General features: G+C 41.5%; 14 protein-coding genes. 9 read left to right on the top strand and 5 right to left on the bottom strand.

Going from position 1 to position 17,686, the window contains the following annotated elements; genetic code table 11:
• Positions 1 to 94 precede the first annotated feature (94 nt).
• Positions 95 to 541 carry a DoxX family protein gene (locus ACK8HY_RS07120; protein WP_077432700.1) on the top strand — a complete coding sequence of 149 codons (447 nt, stop codon included), beginning with the start codon at positions 95 to 97 and terminating at the stop codon, positions 539 to 541.
• A gap of 44 nt (positions 542 to 585) precedes the next feature.
• Here the strand turns inward: ACK8HY_RS07120 and purL are convergent, their stop codons facing one another.
• A complete protein-coding gene (purL, locus tag ACK8HY_RS07115; RefSeq protein WP_416133218.1) occupies positions 586 to 4,260 on the bottom strand; it encodes a phosphoribosylformylglycinamidine synthase in 3,675 nt (1,224 codons plus the stop codon).
• 320 nt (positions 4,261 to 4,580) lie between these two features.
• On the opposite strand from purL, the gene pheT reads away from it, so the two are divergent.
• From pheT to rny, 4 genes are all read left to right on the top strand, one after another.
• A complete protein-coding gene (pheT, locus tag ACK8HY_RS07110) occupies positions 4,581 to 6,977 on the top strand; it encodes a phenylalanine--tRNA ligase subunit beta (RefSeq protein WP_416133217.1) in 2,397 nt (798 codons plus the stop codon).
• Positions 6,978 to 7,017: 40 nt separating this feature from the next.
• A complete protein-coding gene (locus tag ACK8HY_RS07105; RefSeq protein ID WP_077432703.1) occupies positions 7,018 to 7,323 on the top strand; it encodes a hypothetical protein in 306 nt (101 codons plus the stop codon).
• A gap of 57 nt (positions 7,324 to 7,380) precedes the next feature.
• A complete protein-coding gene (locus tag ACK8HY_RS07100) occupies positions 7,381 to 7,671 on the top strand; it encodes a cell division protein ZapA (RefSeq protein ID WP_077432704.1) in 291 nt (96 codons plus the stop codon).
• 421 nt (positions 7,672 to 8,092) lie between these two features.
• Complete coding sequence (rny, locus tag ACK8HY_RS07095; RefSeq protein WP_077432705.1) at positions 8,093 to 9,646, top strand: ribonuclease Y; 1,554 nt, start codon at positions 8,093 to 8,095, stop codon at positions 9,644 to 9,646.
• 148 nt (positions 9,647 to 9,794) lie between these two features.
• On the opposite strand, the gene ACK8HY_RS07090 is transcribed toward rny, so the two are convergent.
• On the bottom strand, positions 9,795 to 10,448 hold the full coding sequence (locus ACK8HY_RS07090; RefSeq protein WP_416133216.1) for an HAD-IA family hydrolase: 654 nt from the start codon (positions 10,446 to 10,448) through the stop codon (positions 9,795 to 9,797).
• A gap of 140 nt (positions 10,449 to 10,588) precedes the next feature.
• Here ACK8HY_RS07090 and ACK8HY_RS07085 point away from each other — a divergent pair, with 140 nt between their 5' ends.
• Positions 10,589 to 11,116, top strand: coding sequence for an Mpo1-like protein (locus tag ACK8HY_RS07085; RefSeq protein WP_077432707.1), 528 nt, complete (start codon positions 10,589 to 10,591; stop codon positions 11,114 to 11,116).
• A gap of 154 nt (positions 11,117 to 11,270) precedes the next feature.
• On the opposite strand, the gene ACK8HY_RS07080 is transcribed toward ACK8HY_RS07085, so the two are convergent.
• Together ACK8HY_RS07080 and ACK8HY_RS07075 are read right to left on the bottom strand one after the other, a co-directional pair.
• A complete protein-coding gene (locus ACK8HY_RS07080) occupies positions 11,271 to 12,596 on the bottom strand; it encodes an ABC transporter permease (RefSeq protein ID WP_077432708.1) in 1,326 nt (441 codons plus the stop codon).
• A complete protein-coding gene (locus ACK8HY_RS07075) occupies positions 12,589 to 13,524 on the bottom strand; it encodes an ABC transporter ATP-binding protein (RefSeq protein WP_077432709.1) in 936 nt (311 codons plus the stop codon). The genes ACK8HY_RS07080 and ACK8HY_RS07075 overlap by 8 nt, the downstream gene beginning before the upstream one ends.
• 192 nt (positions 13,525 to 13,716) lie before the next feature.
• On the opposite strand from ACK8HY_RS07075, the gene yihA reads away from it, so the two are divergent.
• The 3 genes from yihA to ACK8HY_RS07060 all read left to right on the top strand — a co-directional run bounded on the left by yihA (position 13,717) and on the right by ACK8HY_RS07060 (position 17,059).
• Positions 13,717 to 14,346: a ribosome biogenesis GTP-binding protein YihA/YsxC gene (gene yihA / locus ACK8HY_RS07070; protein WP_416133215.1), complete on the top strand. Its 630-nt coding sequence runs from the start codon at positions 13,717 to 13,719 to the stop codon at positions 14,344 to 14,346.
• Positions 14,347 to 14,447: 101 nt separating this feature from the next.
• Positions 14,448 to 15,302, top strand: coding sequence for a UbiA-like polyprenyltransferase (locus ACK8HY_RS07065; RefSeq protein WP_077432711.1), 855 nt, complete (start codon positions 14,448 to 14,450; stop codon positions 15,300 to 15,302).
• 80 nt (positions 15,303 to 15,382) lie between these two features.
• A complete protein-coding gene (locus tag ACK8HY_RS07060) occupies positions 15,383 to 17,059 on the top strand; it encodes a PNGase F N-terminal domain-containing protein (RefSeq protein ID WP_416133214.1) in 1,677 nt (558 codons plus the stop codon).
• Between the two features lie 78 nt (positions 17,060 to 17,137).
• Here ACK8HY_RS07060 and ACK8HY_RS07055 read toward each other — a convergent pair whose 3' ends face one another.
• On the bottom strand, positions 17,138 to 17,599 hold the full coding sequence (locus tag ACK8HY_RS07055) for an Lrp/AsnC family transcriptional regulator (protein WP_104381061.1): 462 nt from the start codon (positions 17,597 to 17,599) through the stop codon (positions 17,138 to 17,140).
• Positions 17,600 to 17,686 lie beyond the last annotated feature (87 nt).

The raw sequence follows: 17,686 nt of genomic DNA, 5'->3' as shown, positions 1-17,686 counted from the left end.
TGCAATAGCTTGGGTATTAAAATAATAAAGTGCAACAACTTTTTTGTGATTCGTTTGTTATAGCAGTATAACCATCTATAAAAGGAGGTATATTATGAACCTGATACATCGCATTGAGCATTGGGGAAATGTCCATCACCCACAATGGATTGATTACCTAAGAATTGCTCTGGGCATTATGATTTTTGCCAAGGGTATAACCTTTGTAAACGACAGGCAAGTGGTTGCGCATATGATCGAACAAAGCAGTTTTCACCTATCGGTTTGGGGCGCTGTTCATTACGTGGTATTCACGCATTTGGTTGGTGGCTTATTCCTTATTTTGGGTTTTCAAACCCGCTTGGCTTCCCTATTGTTGTTGCCTGTCTTGGTGGGGGCTGTCTTCTTTGTCAACATCACCAATGGCTTTAGTTATGTGAATTCCGAATTGTGGCTTTCTATAGTCGTATTCTTTTTGTTAATCTTTTTTATGGTCATGGGATCTGGAAAATACTCCCTGGACAATATGATGAACAAACCCGGATACAAAAGGGATATCTAAAAAAAAGCTCCTTCATAGATGAAGGAGCTTTTATCTTGTTGCTTTTACTTGCTGTGATTGTCAATCCAATTGCGGGCGTTGACGAATGCTTCTAACCAAGGAGAAACTTCATCCTGGCGTCCTTTTGGATAGTTTGCCCAATGCCATTGGAAAATCGAACGCTCGATATGTGGCATTGTTGCCAAATGGCGACCAGACTTATCACAGATCATTGCGGTATTGTAGTCCGAACCATTTGGGTTGTGCGGATATTGTTCATAACCGTATTTTGCGACAATATTGTATTGTTCTTCTGCATAAGGTAAACTGAATTTTCCTTCACCATGTGAAATCCAAACACCCAATGTACTTCCTGCCAATGTAGAAAGCATCACGGAGTTATTTTCCTGAACTTTTACGGAAACAAAGTTTGACTCATGTTTTCCTGAGGTGTTGTGCAACATTTTACCATGAATCTCGTGCTCTGGATTGATCATTTCCAATTCCATAAACAACTGGCAACCATTACAGATACCAACCGAAAGTGTGTCTGGGCGTGCAAAGAAATCGGTCAATGCCTTTTTCGCTTTCTCATTGTAAAGAAATGCTCCGGCCCAACCTTTTGCCGAACCCAGTACGTCTGAGTTAGAGAATCCACCGACAGCACCGATAAATTGGATATCTTCCAATGTCTCACGGCCGGAAATCAAGTCTGTCATATGAACATCCTTCACATCAAAACCGGCTAGGAACATCGCATTAGCCATTTCGCGCTCTGAGTTGGAACCCTTCTCCCGAAGAATTGCTGCTTTCGGACGGGCTTTACTTCCATCAATCACTGGTTTTTTGCCATTAAACTGACTTGGGAAGGTAAACGTTAAAGGTTGATTTTTATAGTTATCGAAACGTTGTTGTGCAGTTCCATTTTTCGATTGTTTCGAATCCAATAGGAAGGAAGTGGTCGACCAGATATCACGTGTTGCCGCAACATCAAAGCTGAAGGTTTCCGCTCTGTTTTTGATGGTCACTGTGCTTCCTGCAACTGCCTGACCGATTTTCACAGCATCTATGCCAGCTTTTTGAACCGCTTGCTCGAAAATAGTATCATCTTTAGCCTGTAGCACAAGCCCGATATTTTCACTGAACAGCACTTTTACAGCATCGGACTCATTTAATCCCGAAAGGTCATAATTTGCAGCCAAATTCACATCGGCAAATGTCATTTCCAAAAGGGTCGTGATCAAACCACCTGACCCGATATCGTGACCTGCCTCGAGCTGATTATCGTTGATTAATTGCTGAACGGTATTGAATGCCGTTTTGAAATAATCTGCATCCTGGATGGTAGGAACTTCCGTACCCAATTTATTGACAATCTGCGCAAAAGAGGAACCCCCTAATTTGAAGCTGTCTTTTGATAGATTGATGTAGTAGATGGAGCCTGCGTTTTTGTTTAAGACAGGTTCAACTACTTTGGTAATATCGGTACAATTTCCTGCTGCTGATATAATCAATGTACCAGGGGCGATAACATTTTCACCATTTGGATATTTTTGCTTCATCGACAAGGAGTCTTTTCCGGTAGGAATATTGATTCCTAAAGCAATGGCAAAATCTGAACAGGCTTTGACCGCTTGATAAAGTCGCGCATCTTCGCCTTCGTTATTTGCTGCCCACATCCAGTTGGCCGATAATGATATGCCTGCAAGGCCGTTTTTGATCGGTGCAAATACAATATTCGATAATGATTCAGCAATAGCCGTTTTACTTGCCGCAGCTGGATCAACCAATGCTGCTACCGGAGAATGACCTATTGTTGTGGCAATACCCTCTTTTCCTTTGTAGTCCAGTGCCATGACACCGACGTTATTCAAAGGCAATTGCAATGGACCGGCACATTGTTGTTTGGCAACGCGACCGCCCACGCAACGGTCCACTTTATTGGTCAACCAGTCTTTGGAAGCCACAGCTTCCAACTGTAAAACCTGATTTAAATAACTTGGAATATTCGCTGCGTCATAGCTAAGATCTGCATAATTGCGTTTTACGGTTTTATCACGCATAAACGTTTTTGGTGACGAACCGAAAAAGTCCTCTAAGGCATAATCCATTGGTTTTGCGCCATTGCTTTTGGAGGCAAAGGTAAAACGATGGTCACCAGTGACATCACCTACCGTATACATCGGTGCACGTTCGCGGTCAGCGACGCGTTTGAGGGTTGCGATATCATCTTCGGCAATCACTAGCCCCATTCTTTCCTGAGACTCATTACCGATGATTTCTTTTGCCGAAAGGGTAGGGTCGCCTACAGGAAGCGCGTCAAGATCGATTAGGCCACCTGTTTCTTCCACCAATTCAGATAGACAGTTTAAGTGTCCACCAGCGCCATGGTCATGGATAGAAACAATAGGGTTATGATCAGACTCAACCAAACCTCTTACAGCATTAGCCGCACGTTTTTGCATTTCAGGATTGGAACGTTGGATTGCATTCAGTTCTATACCCGAACCGAAAGCACCGGTATCTGCTGAGGAGACAGCTGCACCACCCATACCGATACGGTAATTTTCACCACCTAAGATGACGATTTTATCCCCTGTTTTAGGGGTATGTTTTTTCGCTTGATCCAATTTTCCATAACCGACACCACCTGCTTGCATAATGACCTTGTCATAACCAAGTTTACGGCCCTCTTCTTCGTGTTCGAAGGTCAAAACAGATCCTGTAATCAGGGGTTGGCCGAATTTATTTCCGAAATCCGACGCTCCATTGGAAGCTTTGATCAGGATATCTACAGGTGTTTGGTAGAGCCACTGACGTTCCGGCATGGCTTTCTCCCAGGGACGGTCTTGTAATAAACGGGAATAAGCCGTCATATATACTGCAGTACCCGCCAAAGGAATGGCACCTTGACCACCAGCCATACGGTCGCGGATTTCACCACCAGATCCTGTGGCAGCACCTGAGAAAGGTTCTACAGTTGTCGGGAAATTGTGGGTTTCGGCTTTTACGGATAAGACCGAGTCAAAGGATTTCTCCTCGTAAAAATCAGGTTTGTCGGCCGATTTAGGGGCAAACTGCGTGACCCGTGGGCCTTTAATAAAGGCTACGTTGTCTTTATAAGCGGAAACAATCTCGTTAGGATTTGTTTCGGATGTTTTCTTAATTAATTTAAATAGGGAAGTAGGCTGTTCTTCACCATCAATGATAAAAGTACCATTGAAAATCTTATGTCTACAGTGCTCGGAGTTGGCTTGTGAAAAAGCAAAAACTTCGGAGTCAGTCAAAAGACGGCCCAATTTGGCGGCAAGGTTGTTTAGATAGGTTACTTCTTCCGGATTTAATGACAATCCTTCGGATTTGTTGTAGGCATCAATGTCTTCAATTTCCAAAATAGGTTCCGGTGTAATGTTGACCGTGTACATGTCTTGCGTCAACATACTGAACTTTTGCGAAATCATTGGATCGAAATCATTGAAATCTGCTGGTACCGGTTGAAATTCTTCGATACGAACAATTCCTTGGATACCCATGTTCTGTGTGATTTCTACGGCATTGGTACTCCAGGGAGTGACCATCGCTGCGCGGGGGCCTACAAAGTAATGGTTAAGGGTTTGGTCGTCGAGTTTTTTGGCGTTGCCGAATAGCCAGTTGAGTTTAGTAATGTCTTCTTGTGATAAAGAGTTTACGCTTTGAACACCATATACGGTGCTCGATGGGTTCTCAAAGAAATGAATCATTATAAATGTTTGTTTTGAACGTTCTTCAAATTAAAGCACAAAGTTACATATTATTTTGGTGGAAATGATTGAATTTTGATTAAAAAATCAGGGGCATTATTCGTTTAAAAAAGAATGAAATAAGGACAGCTATAGGGCCCTATCTTTTTAGCTCTCGATAGCGGATCAAAGTGAACAATCAATAGGAGGGCTGAACTTTTCATGATGGGGTAGATTTATTTTTTATGTATGTGCCAATAAGGATAAATTGATATACTGCGCAATTATAATTGCATACAAAGTCAAATTTATCTAAGTTTGTGCATCAAATCAAATTCGAGATGAACATTTCATATAATTGGTTAAAACAACACGTTAATATAGATTCGACAGCAGAGGAATTGTCTTTGATTCTGACAAATACAGGATTGGAAGTAGAAGCACTGGATGTTGTACAGAGTATCCCAGGAGGGTTGGACGGTTTGGTCGTTGGTGAGGTGAAAACTTGTGAACAGCACCCAAATGCCGATAAATTACGCGTTACTACAGTGGATGTAGGCGCTTGTGAATTATTGAATATCGTATGTGGTGCACCTAATTGCCGCACCGGATTGAAGGTAATTGTGGCAACAGTAGGGACAACATGCCATCCACTGAGCGGAGAGCCGTTTAAGATTACCAAATCTAAAATTCGTGGTGAAGTATCCGAAGGTATGTTATGTGGTGAAGATGAGATCGGTTTGGGAACATCTCACGCCGGTATCGTTGAATTGCCTGCTGATGTTGCGGTAGGAACATTGGTAAAAGATCATTTCAATATTCAGGATGATTACCGTTACGAAATCGGTCTTACACCGAATCGTGCGGATGCAGCATCCCATTTGGGTGTGGCGCGTGATATCGCTGCTTATTTCCGTACGGATATCCTAAAAGCGGATGTTTCGGCATTTCAGGCTGCGGAAGCGGCAGGGACGACAGTAGTTGTTGAAGATGCTGTAGCCTGCCCACGTTATAGTGGAATCAATATTTCCGGTGTGCAGGTGGCTGAATCACCGGACTGGTTGAAAGAAAAGTTAAATGTAATCGGTGTACGTCCGATCAATAATATTGTTGATATTACCAATTATATCTTGCATGATCTTGGGCAACCATTGCATGCATTTGATGCAGATAAGATTGCCGGTAATAAAGTAATTGTCCGTACGGCAAAAGAAGGGGAAAAATTTGTGACCCTGGATGCTGCGGAGCGGACGCTTTCTGCAGAAGATCTTGTGATTGCAGATACTGAAAAACCGATGTGTATTGCGGGTGTTTTTGGTGGCGCTTACTCGGGTGTTTCAACAGAAACAACAAATGTATTTTTGGAATCGGCTTACTTTAATGCTGTTTCGGTACGTAAGACTTCCAAAAGACATGGTTTAAAAACCGATGCTTCATTCCGTTTCGAGCGCGGTACAGATCCTAATATTACGGTAGAGGCGTTAAAACGCGCGGCATTGTTGATTCAGGAAATTGCAGGCGGCACGATCTCTTCTACGTTAAAAGATGAATATCCGGTAGAAATCAAACCATTTTCATTCCACGTCAGTTATGCGAATGTGGTAAGATTGATCGGGCAGGCCATTCCGAATGAGGAAATTAAGTCAATTATTGTTGCCCTGGGTATAGAGGTTGCTTCGGAAACAGCAACGGGACTTGAGGTTTTAGTACCGGCTTACCGTGTCGATGTGACCCGTGAAGTAGACGTTGTAGAAGAGGTCCTACGGATTTATGGCTACAATAACATTGAGCTAAAATCCCAGATCAAAGCTTCTTTAAATACGGTCGAAAAACCAGATAAAGAAGTTGTCTTGAATCAATTGGCGGATCTGTTGATCGGTAATGGATTCCGCGAAATATTGGCGAATTCGCTGACAAAGCTTGATTATGCAGATGATAGCGAGACGGCAGTAAAATTATTCAATCCTTTAAGTTCGGATTTGGATACCATGCGTCAAAATATGTTGTTCTCGGTCTTGAATGCCATTGAATATAACCAGAAGCGAAGAAATTTCGATCTGAAATTCTTCGAATTTGGCAAAACCTATGCATTGGATGGAGAGGGGTATAAAGAAACGCAGCATTTGACTTTTGCAATAACAGGCCGGGAAGAAGCCGAACAGTGGAATAGTAAAAAAGGTCATGTCAATTTCTATCATCTGAAAGCTGCAGTTGATGCCATTATCAAACGTCTCAAGATTGAGGGGATCCAAATCCAAGATGCACCGGGCAATCATTTTGCTTACGGACTGAGTTATATGAAAGGCCAGAAACGGCTGGTTTCATTTGGAGCGGTAGCTAACGCCAATTTGAAAAAAGCAGATGTGGAAGGACAGGTTTTCTTTGCCGATTTTGACTGGGATGTCCTGATGAAAATTATTCGCAAGAATAACATTCAATACAAGGAAGTGTCCAAGTTCCCTGCTGTACGACGTGATTTATCCCTGTTGATTGATGAAGATGTGAGCTTCGATAAGCTACAATTTGTCGCGCAAAAGACCGAACGCAAGCTTCTGAAAGAAGTAAATGTGTTTGACGTGTATAAAGGTGATAAAATTCCGGAAGGGAAAAAGTCTTATGCTCTGAGCTTTATCTTGCAAGATGAAGAAAAAACATTGACCGATAAACAAATTGATGCGATAGTTCAAAAATTAATTGTTAATTTTGAGAAGGAACTAAACGCAGAGGTGCGTGGTTAATTAGAGATACAACATTAATTGGTAATATTCGATTTACGCTATGGCAACATTGTCTTCACAAATGAATCTGATCGTTGAGAAAACGAAAAACTTAATTCAAATGTGCGAAGTCTTGCAAGAAGAGAATGATTTGCTTAAATTAGAGGTACAATCCTTAAAAGTGGCTTTCGATGCGAGCAACGATAAAAGCAAGCAGCTGGAAGAGAAAGTCAAGGCACTGGCCGTCGCCAGGACCTTGGATTCGGAAACGGATAAGGAAGCAATTAATGAAAAAATACTTGACACAAAACAAAAAATTAACGATTTTGTGCGAGAAATAGACAAATGTATTAGTTTGTTGAAGTAGTTGGAATTTGGAGATCATCGGAATTTAAACTAATACAACGTTAAAAAGCTCAAAGAAATGGGAGAGATTTCCATAAAAATAAATATCGCAGATCGTGTTTACCCCCTACGGGTGGAAAGCGCGGAGGAGGAAGTGATTCGACATGCTGCGAAATTGATAAATGAAAAGGTAAAGGAATTGCAGGAAAACTATACTGTGAGAGATAAACAGGATTTGTTGTCCATGTGTGTATTGCAGTTCGCTACGCGAATGTTAAATGCGGAGCGGCAGTCCCAGAACCACGAAGTGGGGCTGGAAAACTCAGTACAGGAGCTCGACCAGTTGTTGACGGATTTCTTTAACAAATAAATTTACGTTCTTTATATTTAGAGCTTAAAACGACGAATTTGCCGCAATTAAATTCGGGTTGTCACTATTTTAAACTTAACGCTTCAATATTACAGGCGCAAAAAGATATAGGCCATTTTGCGAAAGCCATCTGGGTCATAATCTAAGCCTAATTATGTAATCACGAAGTTTAATAATACATGAGACCTGTTTAAATTTAATTGCGGTTTTTTTTTGTGATGAAGTCATCATTTGCCAGGACCTGATTGCATTTAGCCTGTAAATCCGGTCTGATGCGATCGGTGGCCCAAGGAAAAGGAGTGTATCGGGATATCAAAGCTATTAAACCAGCTTCTGCCCGGTTCAAAATACTGGAGAGATTTATTCTATTGAAATTTTAATAATTAATAAAAACAAACATATATAATACAATTATACATACATGGACGTCGCACTTTATATTATAATTCCTCTGATTGTTGGTGTACTTATAGGTCGTTATCTGTTGGTTCTGTTATTCAAAAAACAAGAGCAGGAAGCCAAAGATAAGGTAAATAGCATACTAAAAGATGCAGAGCAGGAAGGAGAACACATTAAAAAGAAACGCCTTTTGGAGGCTAAAGAGAAATTCCTTCAATTAAAATCCGAACACGAAAAGGAGGTAAATCAACGTAACAACACCATCAACCAAAAGGAAAATACGTTGAGACAGAAAGAACAATCTATTAACCAAAAGCTGGAGAGCATCAACCGCGATAAGCAGGAGGTGGATGCCAAGAAGAAGCAATTGGATAAGTTGGTTGAACTTAATGAAAAGAAATCCGAAGAAGTTGAGGCTTTAAAATTACAACAGATCAAGCAATTGGAGAGTATCGCTGGTGTTACAGCTGACGAAGCTAAAAACCAATTGGTGGATTCATTGCGCGAGGAAGCCCGTTCCCAGGCCATGATTCAGATCAAGGATATTGTGGACGAAGCAAAATTGACCGCGACGAAAGAAGCGAAAAAAGTCGTTATCCAAACGATCCAACGTACAGCTACTGAATCTGCGATCGAAAATACCGTTTCCATTTTCAATATCGAAAATGATGAGATCAAAGGCCGTATTATCGGTCGTGAGGGTCGTAATATCCGTGCATTGGAAGCTGCAACAGGTGTAGAGATCATCGTGGATGATACACCGGAGGCAATTATCCTTTCTGGTTTTGATCCAGTACGTCGTGAGATTGCCCGTTTGGCTTTACACCGTCTTGTAACGGATGGCCGTATCCACCCGGCTCGTATTGAGGAGGTTGTAGCAAAAACACGGACACAGATTGAAGACGAGATTGTTGAGATTGGTGAACGTACAGCTATTGATCTTGGTATTCATGGATTACATCCGGAGCTGATCCGTATGGTGGGACGTATGCGTTACCGTTCTTCTTATGGTCAGAACCTTCTACAGCACTCCCGTGAGGTTGCCAATTTTGCGGCAACAATGGCTGCTGAGTTGGGATTGAATGTAAAACATGCAAAACGTGCTGGACTATTGCATGATATTGGTAAAGTGCCTGATGATAATCCGGAATTGCCACACGCGATTCTAGGTATGCAATTGGCTGAAAAATATAAAGAGCACCCAGATGTTTGTAACGCCATTGGTGCCCACCACGATGAAATTGAGATGACAGCCTTAATTTCTCCTGTGGTACAAGCCTGTGATGCTATCTCAGGAGCACGCCCTGGAGCACGCCGTGAAGTTGTCGAAAGCTACATCAAACGTTTGAAAGAACTTGAAGACTTAGCACTATCTTACCCTGGTGTCGAGAAAACTTTTGCGATACAGGCCGGTCGTGAATTACGCGTCATCGTGGAGAGTGAAAAAGTATCCGATGCACAATCAGAAATATTGGCAGCTGATATCTCAAACCGTATACAGACTGAAATGACTTATCCAGGTCAGATTAAAGTGACTGTCATCCGGGAGACGAGATCCGTATCTTACGCGAAATAGTTTATCGAAGAGCCCTGGAAAAATAATCCAGGATCGTAGATAATCAGTATAGCAAAAGCCCCAATCATTGATTGGGGTTTTTTGTTGCTGTATCTTTTAATATCAGCAGGTACCCAGCGCGGAATAGTTATTCCTGCCGAAAGCTTATTTATGCATCAAAAAAATCAATTAAATCATATACGCTATGCATCAGATAGGTTGGCCTTTCTTTCATAAGTTCTTCCTCGCTGCCATAGCCATAAAGCACAGCGATGGCATCCATGCCTGTTTCCCGGGCGCCGATTAGATCATGCTTGCGGTCCCCGATCATAATACAGCGCTGGGGATCCGTTAGGGCAGTTTCGTTCAATACATACTGGATGACACTTGTCTTGGTCGGTCTGGAGTCGTCCAATGCGCTTCCGCCAGCAAAATCGAAGTAACTGTCGATTGCAAAATGCTGTAAAATCTTATGTGCAAAAATTTCGGGTTTTGAGGTCGCTAAGTATACCTTATAATCTTTAGCTTTAAGCCCTTCCAGCAATTCGGGGATGCCATCAAAGAGCAGGTTCTCATATAAGCCCTGAGTTGCAAAGCGCTCACGGTATTTATCTACACAAGCCAGCGCTTCCTTTTCATCAAATCCATAGGTATGCATGAACGTATCTTTCAATGGAGGGCCAATTAAGGGCTTCAGGCTATTTAAATCAGGCGTATGTATCCCTTTTGCTTCGAGTGCATACGCGATACATTTGGTGATGCCCTCCGCAGGGTCTGTCAGGGTGCCATCGAGATCAAATAAGATATGTTTGTAAGACTTCATGTTGCAATATTACGTAATTGGATAGGAGATTGCCAGTTAAAGGTCGAAGAAAGCATATAATGACAAGCGACAGACCAAAAAAATGAGAATATTATCCCGCTCAGCGGTTTATGCAGATCAATATTTATTAAATTTGCCGAATGAAACAAAAGAAGAAAGTTCAGGAAGTAGAACCGAAACGTCCAGTAGATACCTATTTTGAGGAATTGAATGCTAATTTTCAAGACCCAACCAATCGTATTATTCAGATCATCTTTTTGCCGCTGTTATTCTTCGGTGTGATGGGCTGTATTTGGATGATTCCTTTTCCACAGTTTGAATTTTTGGTGAAGCTTAATTGGCATACCTTCCTGAACTGGGGTTCTTTCTTTATTGCAATTGTCATCTATTTTTACCTGAAATTATCGGCAACCTTGTCTTATGCCATTTTATTCTCGATCGGTGCAATGAGTTTTTTTATTGTTCAGTTGGAATACGTACAAAAAAATGGCGGTCCTGCGGTAATTTGGGTATGCTTGGCGATCGCATTGCTGGCGTTAGTCGCACTGTTTCTCGGTAAAAGAAAAGAGAAAAAGGCAATTACTGGAAAGCAGTTTATGCAATTTCTATTGATAGGTCCGATCTGGTTATGGCATTTTGTATTTCAGAAGTTCAATATTAGATATTAAACCATTTGCCCTGTAGTTGTCATACTGAAAGAAAAGTAGGTTTATGGAGCTGTTTGAACTGAGGTTTTGACAGTTGGGTTGATAACAAGCGAAGGCTGGATTGTACAATACAATCTAGCCTTCGCTTCTTTATATGCCTTGTTGATCGGTCCGATCAATTTTTATAATTAAACCATTTGATGATTTCTTTGAGACTGGCTTTCTTTCCATAGATCAATATCCCCACACGATAGATACGTGCAGCTATCCAGGTGACCAATAGAAAGGTTAAAATAAGCAAGGTCAATGAAGTTAATATCTGCCATAAAGGGACACCAAAAGGAATGCGGACCAGCATAGCGATGGGGGATGTAAATGGAATAAAGCTCAGCCAGGTGGCAATTGGACCATTGGGATCGTTAATGATAACTCCGAAAGAGAGAATATACGTTAACAATAGGGGCATGGTGATCGGCATGGAAAACTGATTGGCCTCGGTTTCGTTGTCTACGGCAGAGCCCGCAGCAGCAAATATAGCACTATAGAGGAGGTAACCTGCTATAAAGAACAGAAAGAAGAATACAATAACCTCGGTGAAATTGAAACTTTGGATTGAAGCGAGAATAGCGGCAGAACCACCTTGTCCCATTGCTTTGGATACTGTTCCCATATTGGCCGCTCCAGGCTGGCCGGCGGCGACTTCCTGTATGTCTTGTGGATTGACAAATAATGTAGTAGCCACAAGAAAGAGCCCTAGCGTGAGTACAAGCCACATCACAAATTGTGTAAGGCCAACCATACCGATCCCAACAATTTTACCCATCATAAGCTGAAAGGGCTTTACAGAAGATATAATAACTTCTATAATGCGATTGCTTTTTTCTTCAATGATCCCGCGCATGACTTGTGCGCCATAGAGAAAGAGAGACAGGTAAACCAAAATAGCCAAGGCGACGCCAATCCCCATGGCTATGGCTGTGTTGCTGTTTTTTTCTTCACCGTCGACGGTAATTTCTTTGGCATCAAGTGCTACTTTGGGTTTAATGGACTGGATCAGCTTGAGGTCTATCCCTTTGGCTTTATATTCCTTTTCCCGAATGATGTCTTCCAACTGACCACTGATAATCTCCTGCGTGACAAAACTTGTTTTGCCGCTGGTAATCAATTCAGCCTTTTGTGTCGTCAGGATATCTTGAGGGATGTATAAGATTGCCTGTTTGGTTTGCTCTTGGGCCAGGCGTTGTTTTTGTTGTTGAAGGGGTAGTTGACTCTTCTTGTAGCTTACATTTTTATTGCTTTGAAGCCTATTGGCGAAGTCGCCCTGTTGATCAATGATAAAGACTTCTGTATGGGCATCTTTAAAGCTCTTTTTTGTCAGGTAAAACATACCTGCATACAGTGCAAAAAAGAAAAGCGGGACCGCGAAAGTCATCACAATGAATGATCTTTTCTTGACTCGGGATAGATATTCCCGTTGAATGATGAGTAATATCTTATGCATGATCTGGGGATAAAGGTGAGGCCTCAGTAACCTTCTGGATAAAAATATCTGCCATGGAAGGGACAAGCTCGATGATTTGATTAAGCTGTATTTTTGGTAATAAAGATGTTAATACGTTGTTTATATTAATATATTTATTTAGCTGAATAGTAGCCTTGTAAATATCTTCTTTTTGTGATGAGCTGACAATTTTAAATAGACTTTCATTGCTGATGTCAATGCTTTCTGCATTGGGGGTAAATTCCAAGGTATAGGTTTGGTTCCTGTAGTCTTTCTTGATATCTTGTACGGGACCATCCAGGATTTTCTTGGAGCGGTGGATCAAGGCAATATGATCGCAGAGCTCTTCTACCGTTTCCATGCGATGGGTGGAGAAGATAATTGTAGCACCTTCAGCATTTAACCGCAGGATCTGTTCTTTAATGATATTGGCATTCACTGGGTCAAAACCTGAGAAGGGTTCATCAAGGATAATCAATTGCGGTTGGTGAATAACGGTGGCCACAAATTGCACCTTCTGCTGCATTCCCTTGCTGAGATCTTCAATCTTCTTGTCCCACCATGAAGTTATATCAAGTCGTTCGCACCAATCTTTTATACGATGTAAAGCTTCTTTTTTTGAAAGCCCTTTCAGTTGCGCCAAATAAAGCATCTGATCCCCGATTTTCATTTTCTTGTAGAGACCGCGTTCTTCCGGAAGATAGCCTATCTGCCCAATATGCTGTGGACCTAACAGTTCCCCATTAAAGCGAATTTCACCGGAATCAGGTGCAGTGATCTGATTAATGATGCGGATCAGGGATGTTTTTCCCGCGCCATTTGGTCCCAGTAAGCCAAAAATCTTTCCTTTTGGAATCTGGAGGGACACATCGTCCAATGCCCGGTGATTGGCGTAATCCTTGGTGACATGATTGATTTCGAGTAACATCTTTTCTAAGGTTTAATTAAATTCTCTATGGAAAAATAGCATATATCGCTTGCTATCAAATATACACTTGTTTATTTTGACTATTAGTATCTGTCTGCTGTTAAATGTTACAGATTGGCGGTTGAAGTTTTTTTATCGTATAGAAGCGGAGTAAACCTTGTCAAACGGTTTCATTTAATGTACCTTTGTTCCATGGAAGTAAAAAAAGCCGAATTCGTGTGTAGCAACACGAGAGTTGACAAATTACCTGCGCCAAATTTGCCTGAGTACGCCTTTATAGGCCGTTCTAATGTAGGTAAATCTTCTTTGATCAATGCCATGACAAATAAGAAGGGGCTTGCCAAGACTTCTCAGAAACCTGGTAAGACTCAGTTGATCAATCATTTTATCATAGATGATACCTGGTATCTGGTCGATTTACCCGGTTATGGATTCGCGAAAGCGTCCAAAACGAGTCGAAATGAATGGGAGAAATTCATTCGCAGATACCTTACACATAGAGATAATTTACAATGTGTATTTGTTTTGGTTGACAGTCGCCTCGAACCACAGAAAATCGATCTTGATTTCTGTTATTGGCTTGGTGAATGCGGTTTGCCTTTTATGCTCGTCTTTACTAAGGCGGATAAACAATCAGCTGTGAAATCTGATGCGAACATTGCGAAATTTAAAAAATCGCTGTTGCAATGGTTTGAGGAGGTGCCGCCGATATTTTTGACCTCCGCTGAGAAGAAAGTGGGGCATGAAGCAATTTTGGAAACCATCGATGAGGTCAATGGTCGATTTGTGGCACCAGAGCCGGAAGAAAGAATGCCGTTTTAAGTAATTAATAAGTAGATAACGTTCAACATACGGGCTTCGTCAATCGGATCATTGTCGGGGATAGGATGCTGAACGTTTGAAAGTGTAATTAAGATCGCCTCATGAAGAAGTATCTTTCCTTAGTATTATTTGCCCATAGCGTGTTTGCATTGCCATTTGCCCTGATTGGCTTCTTTTTGGCGCTGCACACCACTGAATATACCTTCTCCTGGAAATTATTGCTGTTGATGTTATTGTGCATGGTAACGGCGCGAAATGCCGCTATGGCCTTCAATAGGTATTTAGACCGTGATATTGATGCCATTAATCCCAGAACAGCCATGCGGGATATTCCCGCGGGGAAGATTTCGGCCCGCAATGCTTTGATCTTTACCATTGTCAATTGCTTACTTTTTGTCACGGCGACTTATTTTATAAATTCCCTGTGTTTTATGTTATCTCCGATTGCGCTTTTTGTGGTGCTTTTTTACTCCTATACAAAACGTATCACCCCCTTATGCCATCTGGTATTAGGTGCGGGATTGGGGCTGGCGCCTATCGGGGCATATCTTGTGATTACAGGGCAGTTCGCAACTGTACCTGTTCTTTATGGGTTTGCTGTGTTAACCTGGGTGAGTGGATTTGATATTATTTATGCCTTGCAGGATGAAGCCTTTGACCGCGCCAATAAATTAAACTCCATTCCAGTGTGGCTGGGAACCAAAGGAGCGATGCGCGTATCGGAAATTTTGCATGTGCTGTCTTTTATATTTGTTTTAATACCGGCATTTTTAATGTCTGTTGGTTGGATTTATTATTTAGGTGTGGTTTTTTACGGTGCCTTGCTGATTTATCAGCATACGCTATTTTCCCCGACAGATTTAAGTCGGGTAAACCGCGATTTTATGACGACCAATGGCTATGCGTCGGTAATCTTTGCGGTTTTTTATCTTTTGGATATCTGGTTGATAAAATAAACGTTTTAGCATAAAATAAGAAAGGCTTTAGGAATTCCTAAAGCCTTTCTTATTTTTGTGTTTAATCCAATATGTATACGATGAAGAAAAATATCCTTTTTGTTTCCATTTTATGTCTGTCATTGTCCTCTTATGCGCAGAAGCTAACGAGCTATATGATCCAGTATAATCAGAGTTTTAATGGGAATACACCCGCTAATCAGAATGGGGTACTGGTGTATGCCAATGCAAATGAAACTTACGTGAGCTCGGAAAAAGATATAAAGGGACAATTATTACCGCCATACGAACGTGTACTGGTGGAGCGGTCTGTTGGAAATGCCCTGCTAAAAATTGCGAAACTGAAAGATGGTTCCCTTATCCTGACAAGAGATTCTTTGGCGCTCTCTAAGCAGAAATTCACCCCGACGAACGAAACTAAGACCATCTTGGGGTATCCTTGTAAAAAAGTGGAAACGAGTATCAACTCCAATAAATTGGAATTATGGTATACAGACAAACTAGGTATAAAAGCTGCTCCTAGCGAACTGGGGCAAGATCTAGGGCTGGTTTTGGAGGTCGTCAGAAATGGCAATACACGGACTTTCGCCACGAAGGTCGAGAAAGTCAAGACCATCCCGGAGCAATTGAAACTAAAAGGAAGCGAGAAACGTTATGACGAACTTTCCTATAAAGATCTTATCTGGAAAAACCGTTTCATTCAACTTCCGGTGTTTCAAAAGGAACGCATTCGTTTTTCAGATGATACCAAATCAGATTCAATCCTACGTTTTGCCAACGGGACAGTCATTGTCAAGAAAGTCAAAATACCGAAAATAAAACCTAGTGATAATGTGTTCGTTCAGCTTGTGGAACAGTCTAAAGGTGATGCATACGATCGTACGGGGTCCGTTTTTATTATCCCGGCGAATAAAGCACAGAGTTTTCTGGATGGGATGAAAAACGGTATGTCGACCCTGCCGAAGTATGAAAATGGAAATGGAAAGAGTTATCAAGGCGTGGTAAGAACGGCAACTTTTGAGCCGATTGTTGAGCTGATGCGTTTTTTTACACCCTTTGGTGTTAAGCAGTTTAACTATCTTCAGTTAAAGGATAAGGTTTGGCAGGATTCTGTGCTTTATAGACAGGATGTGTCCGAGCTCGCGGGAATGTTAAGTGAACAGGAAGTGTACGTGGGGGCTTTCATTGGTAACTATGATAAGAACGGTCACGAGGTGAGTGTAGAGCTGACCATTCATCCAGGGTTTGAAGAGGGACCGGAAGGAAATCTGAAAAAGGCGATGTCGTTATTTACCACAACCAATGTGATGGAAATGGGGGGACAGGAGTATGGATCTATGTTTGATAAAGAGAAAGGGTTGACCTTGTCGTTTCACTTGGATCAGGATGCTAAAAATGTACAGTTACGTTATATTACGACCGGTCATGGCGGCTGGGGCAATGGTGATGAATTCGTTCCTAAGGAAAACCGCATCTTTCTAAACGACGCCTTGCTGTTTAAATATACACCTTGGCGCAATGATTGCGGTTCTTACCGTCTGTCCAATCCTGCTTCGGGTAATTTTGCTACTGGATTGTCTTCATCAGATCTGAGCCGCTCTAACTGGTGTCCGGGAACAGTGACTCCACCAATTTATATCGATCTGGGCGATTTAAAAGCTGGGGATTACAAATTACAGGTGCAGATCCCGCAGGGTGCACCCGAAGGTACGAGTTTCAGCAGCTGGAATGTAACCGGAACCCTATTGTTCGATTAAATTCAATAATATGTATGAGGTATTGATTTATGTTAAATCAATACCTCGTCGTTTTATTTTTGGATCAGATGTCCTCGATTACAGCGGATAGGCTGTTTCGCTCTTTGTCTCCGATAACACAAAATACGTCTGTACTGTATTGACCTGAGGTAATACTGCAAGCCGATGGCGTAAGAAAATATGATAGGCATCCATATCTTTGGTCGCAATACGTAACATGAAATCATAAGAACCTGCCATCTGATAACATTCCATCACTTCAGGAAATTTCGCCACTTCTTTTTCAAATTCATTAAGCACTTCGAAGGTATGTGCTTTGAGGAATACCTGCGAAAACGAAATCAGTCCGATTCCGATTTTATGCCGGTCAAGGATTGCCACTGTTTTTTTTATATAACCCAGTCTTTTTAATTTTTTTACCCTTTCATGTACTGCCGCAATTGATTTATTCAATTCGAAGGAGAGTTCTTTGTTGCTTAATGAAGCGTCATGCTGCAATAGGCGTAATAATTTTAGATCAATATCGTCCAATTCCATAATCTGAATATTTTCGGTGTTGTTGCAAAATTACAATGTTTGTTTGAATAATTTATTGTTATTAGTGTGTGTTTATTGAATTTTTCTTGA

The organism is Sphingobacterium sp. NGMCC 1.201703, from assembly GCF_047784615.1.
Classification (GTDB): domain Bacteria; phylum Bacteroidota; class Bacteroidia; order Sphingobacteriales; family Sphingobacteriaceae; genus Sphingobacterium.
Note: the sequence above shows the minus strand (reverse complement) of the source record. Positions and strands in the feature narration are given on the sequence as shown.

Bases quoted from the DNA above. Each gene is read 5' to 3' on its own strand.
- ACK8HY_RS07100 (WP_077432704.1), top strand. From the start codon at position 7,381: ATGGGAGAGATTTCCATAAAAATAAATATCGCAGATCGTGTTTACCCC.
- ACK8HY_RS07085 (WP_077432707.1), top strand. From the start codon at position 10,589: ATGAAACAAAAGAAGAAAGTTCAGGAAGTAGAACCGAAACGTCCAGTA.
- ACK8HY_RS07090 (WP_416133216.1), bottom strand. From the start codon at position 10,448: ATGAAGTCTTACAAACATATCTTATTTGATCTCGATGGCACCCTGACA.
- pheT (WP_416133217.1), top strand. From the start codon at position 4,581: ATGAACATTTCATATAATTGGTTAAAACAACACGTTAATATAGATTCG.
- ACK8HY_RS07065 (WP_077432711.1), top strand. From the start codon at position 14,448: ATGAAGAAGTATCTTTCCTTAGTATTATTTGCCCATAGCGTGTTTGCA.
- yihA (WP_416133215.1), top strand. From the start codon at position 13,717: ATGGAAGTAAAAAAAGCCGAATTCGTGTGTAGCAACACGAGAGTTGAC.
- purL (WP_416133218.1), bottom strand. From the start codon at position 4,260: ATGATTCATTTCTTTGAGAACCCATCGAGCACCGTATATGGTGTTCAA.
- ACK8HY_RS07060 (WP_416133214.1), top strand. From the start codon at position 15,383: ATGAAGAAAAATATCCTTTTTGTTTCCATTTTATGTCTGTCATTGTCC.
- ACK8HY_RS07075 (WP_077432709.1), bottom strand. From the start codon at position 13,524: ATGTTACTCGAAATCAATCATGTCACCAAGGATTACGCCAATCACCGG.
- ACK8HY_RS07105 (WP_077432703.1), top strand. From the start codon at position 7,018: ATGGCAACATTGTCTTCACAAATGAATCTGATCGTTGAGAAAACGAAA.
- ACK8HY_RS07080 (WP_077432708.1), bottom strand. From the start codon at position 12,596: ATGCATAAGATATTACTCATCATTCAACGGGAATATCTATCCCGAGTC.
- rny (WP_077432705.1), top strand. From the start codon at position 8,093: ATGGACGTCGCACTTTATATTATAATTCCTCTGATTGTTGGTGTACTT.
- ACK8HY_RS07120 (WP_077432700.1), top strand. From the start codon at position 95: ATGAACCTGATACATCGCATTGAGCATTGGGGAAATGTCCATCACCCA.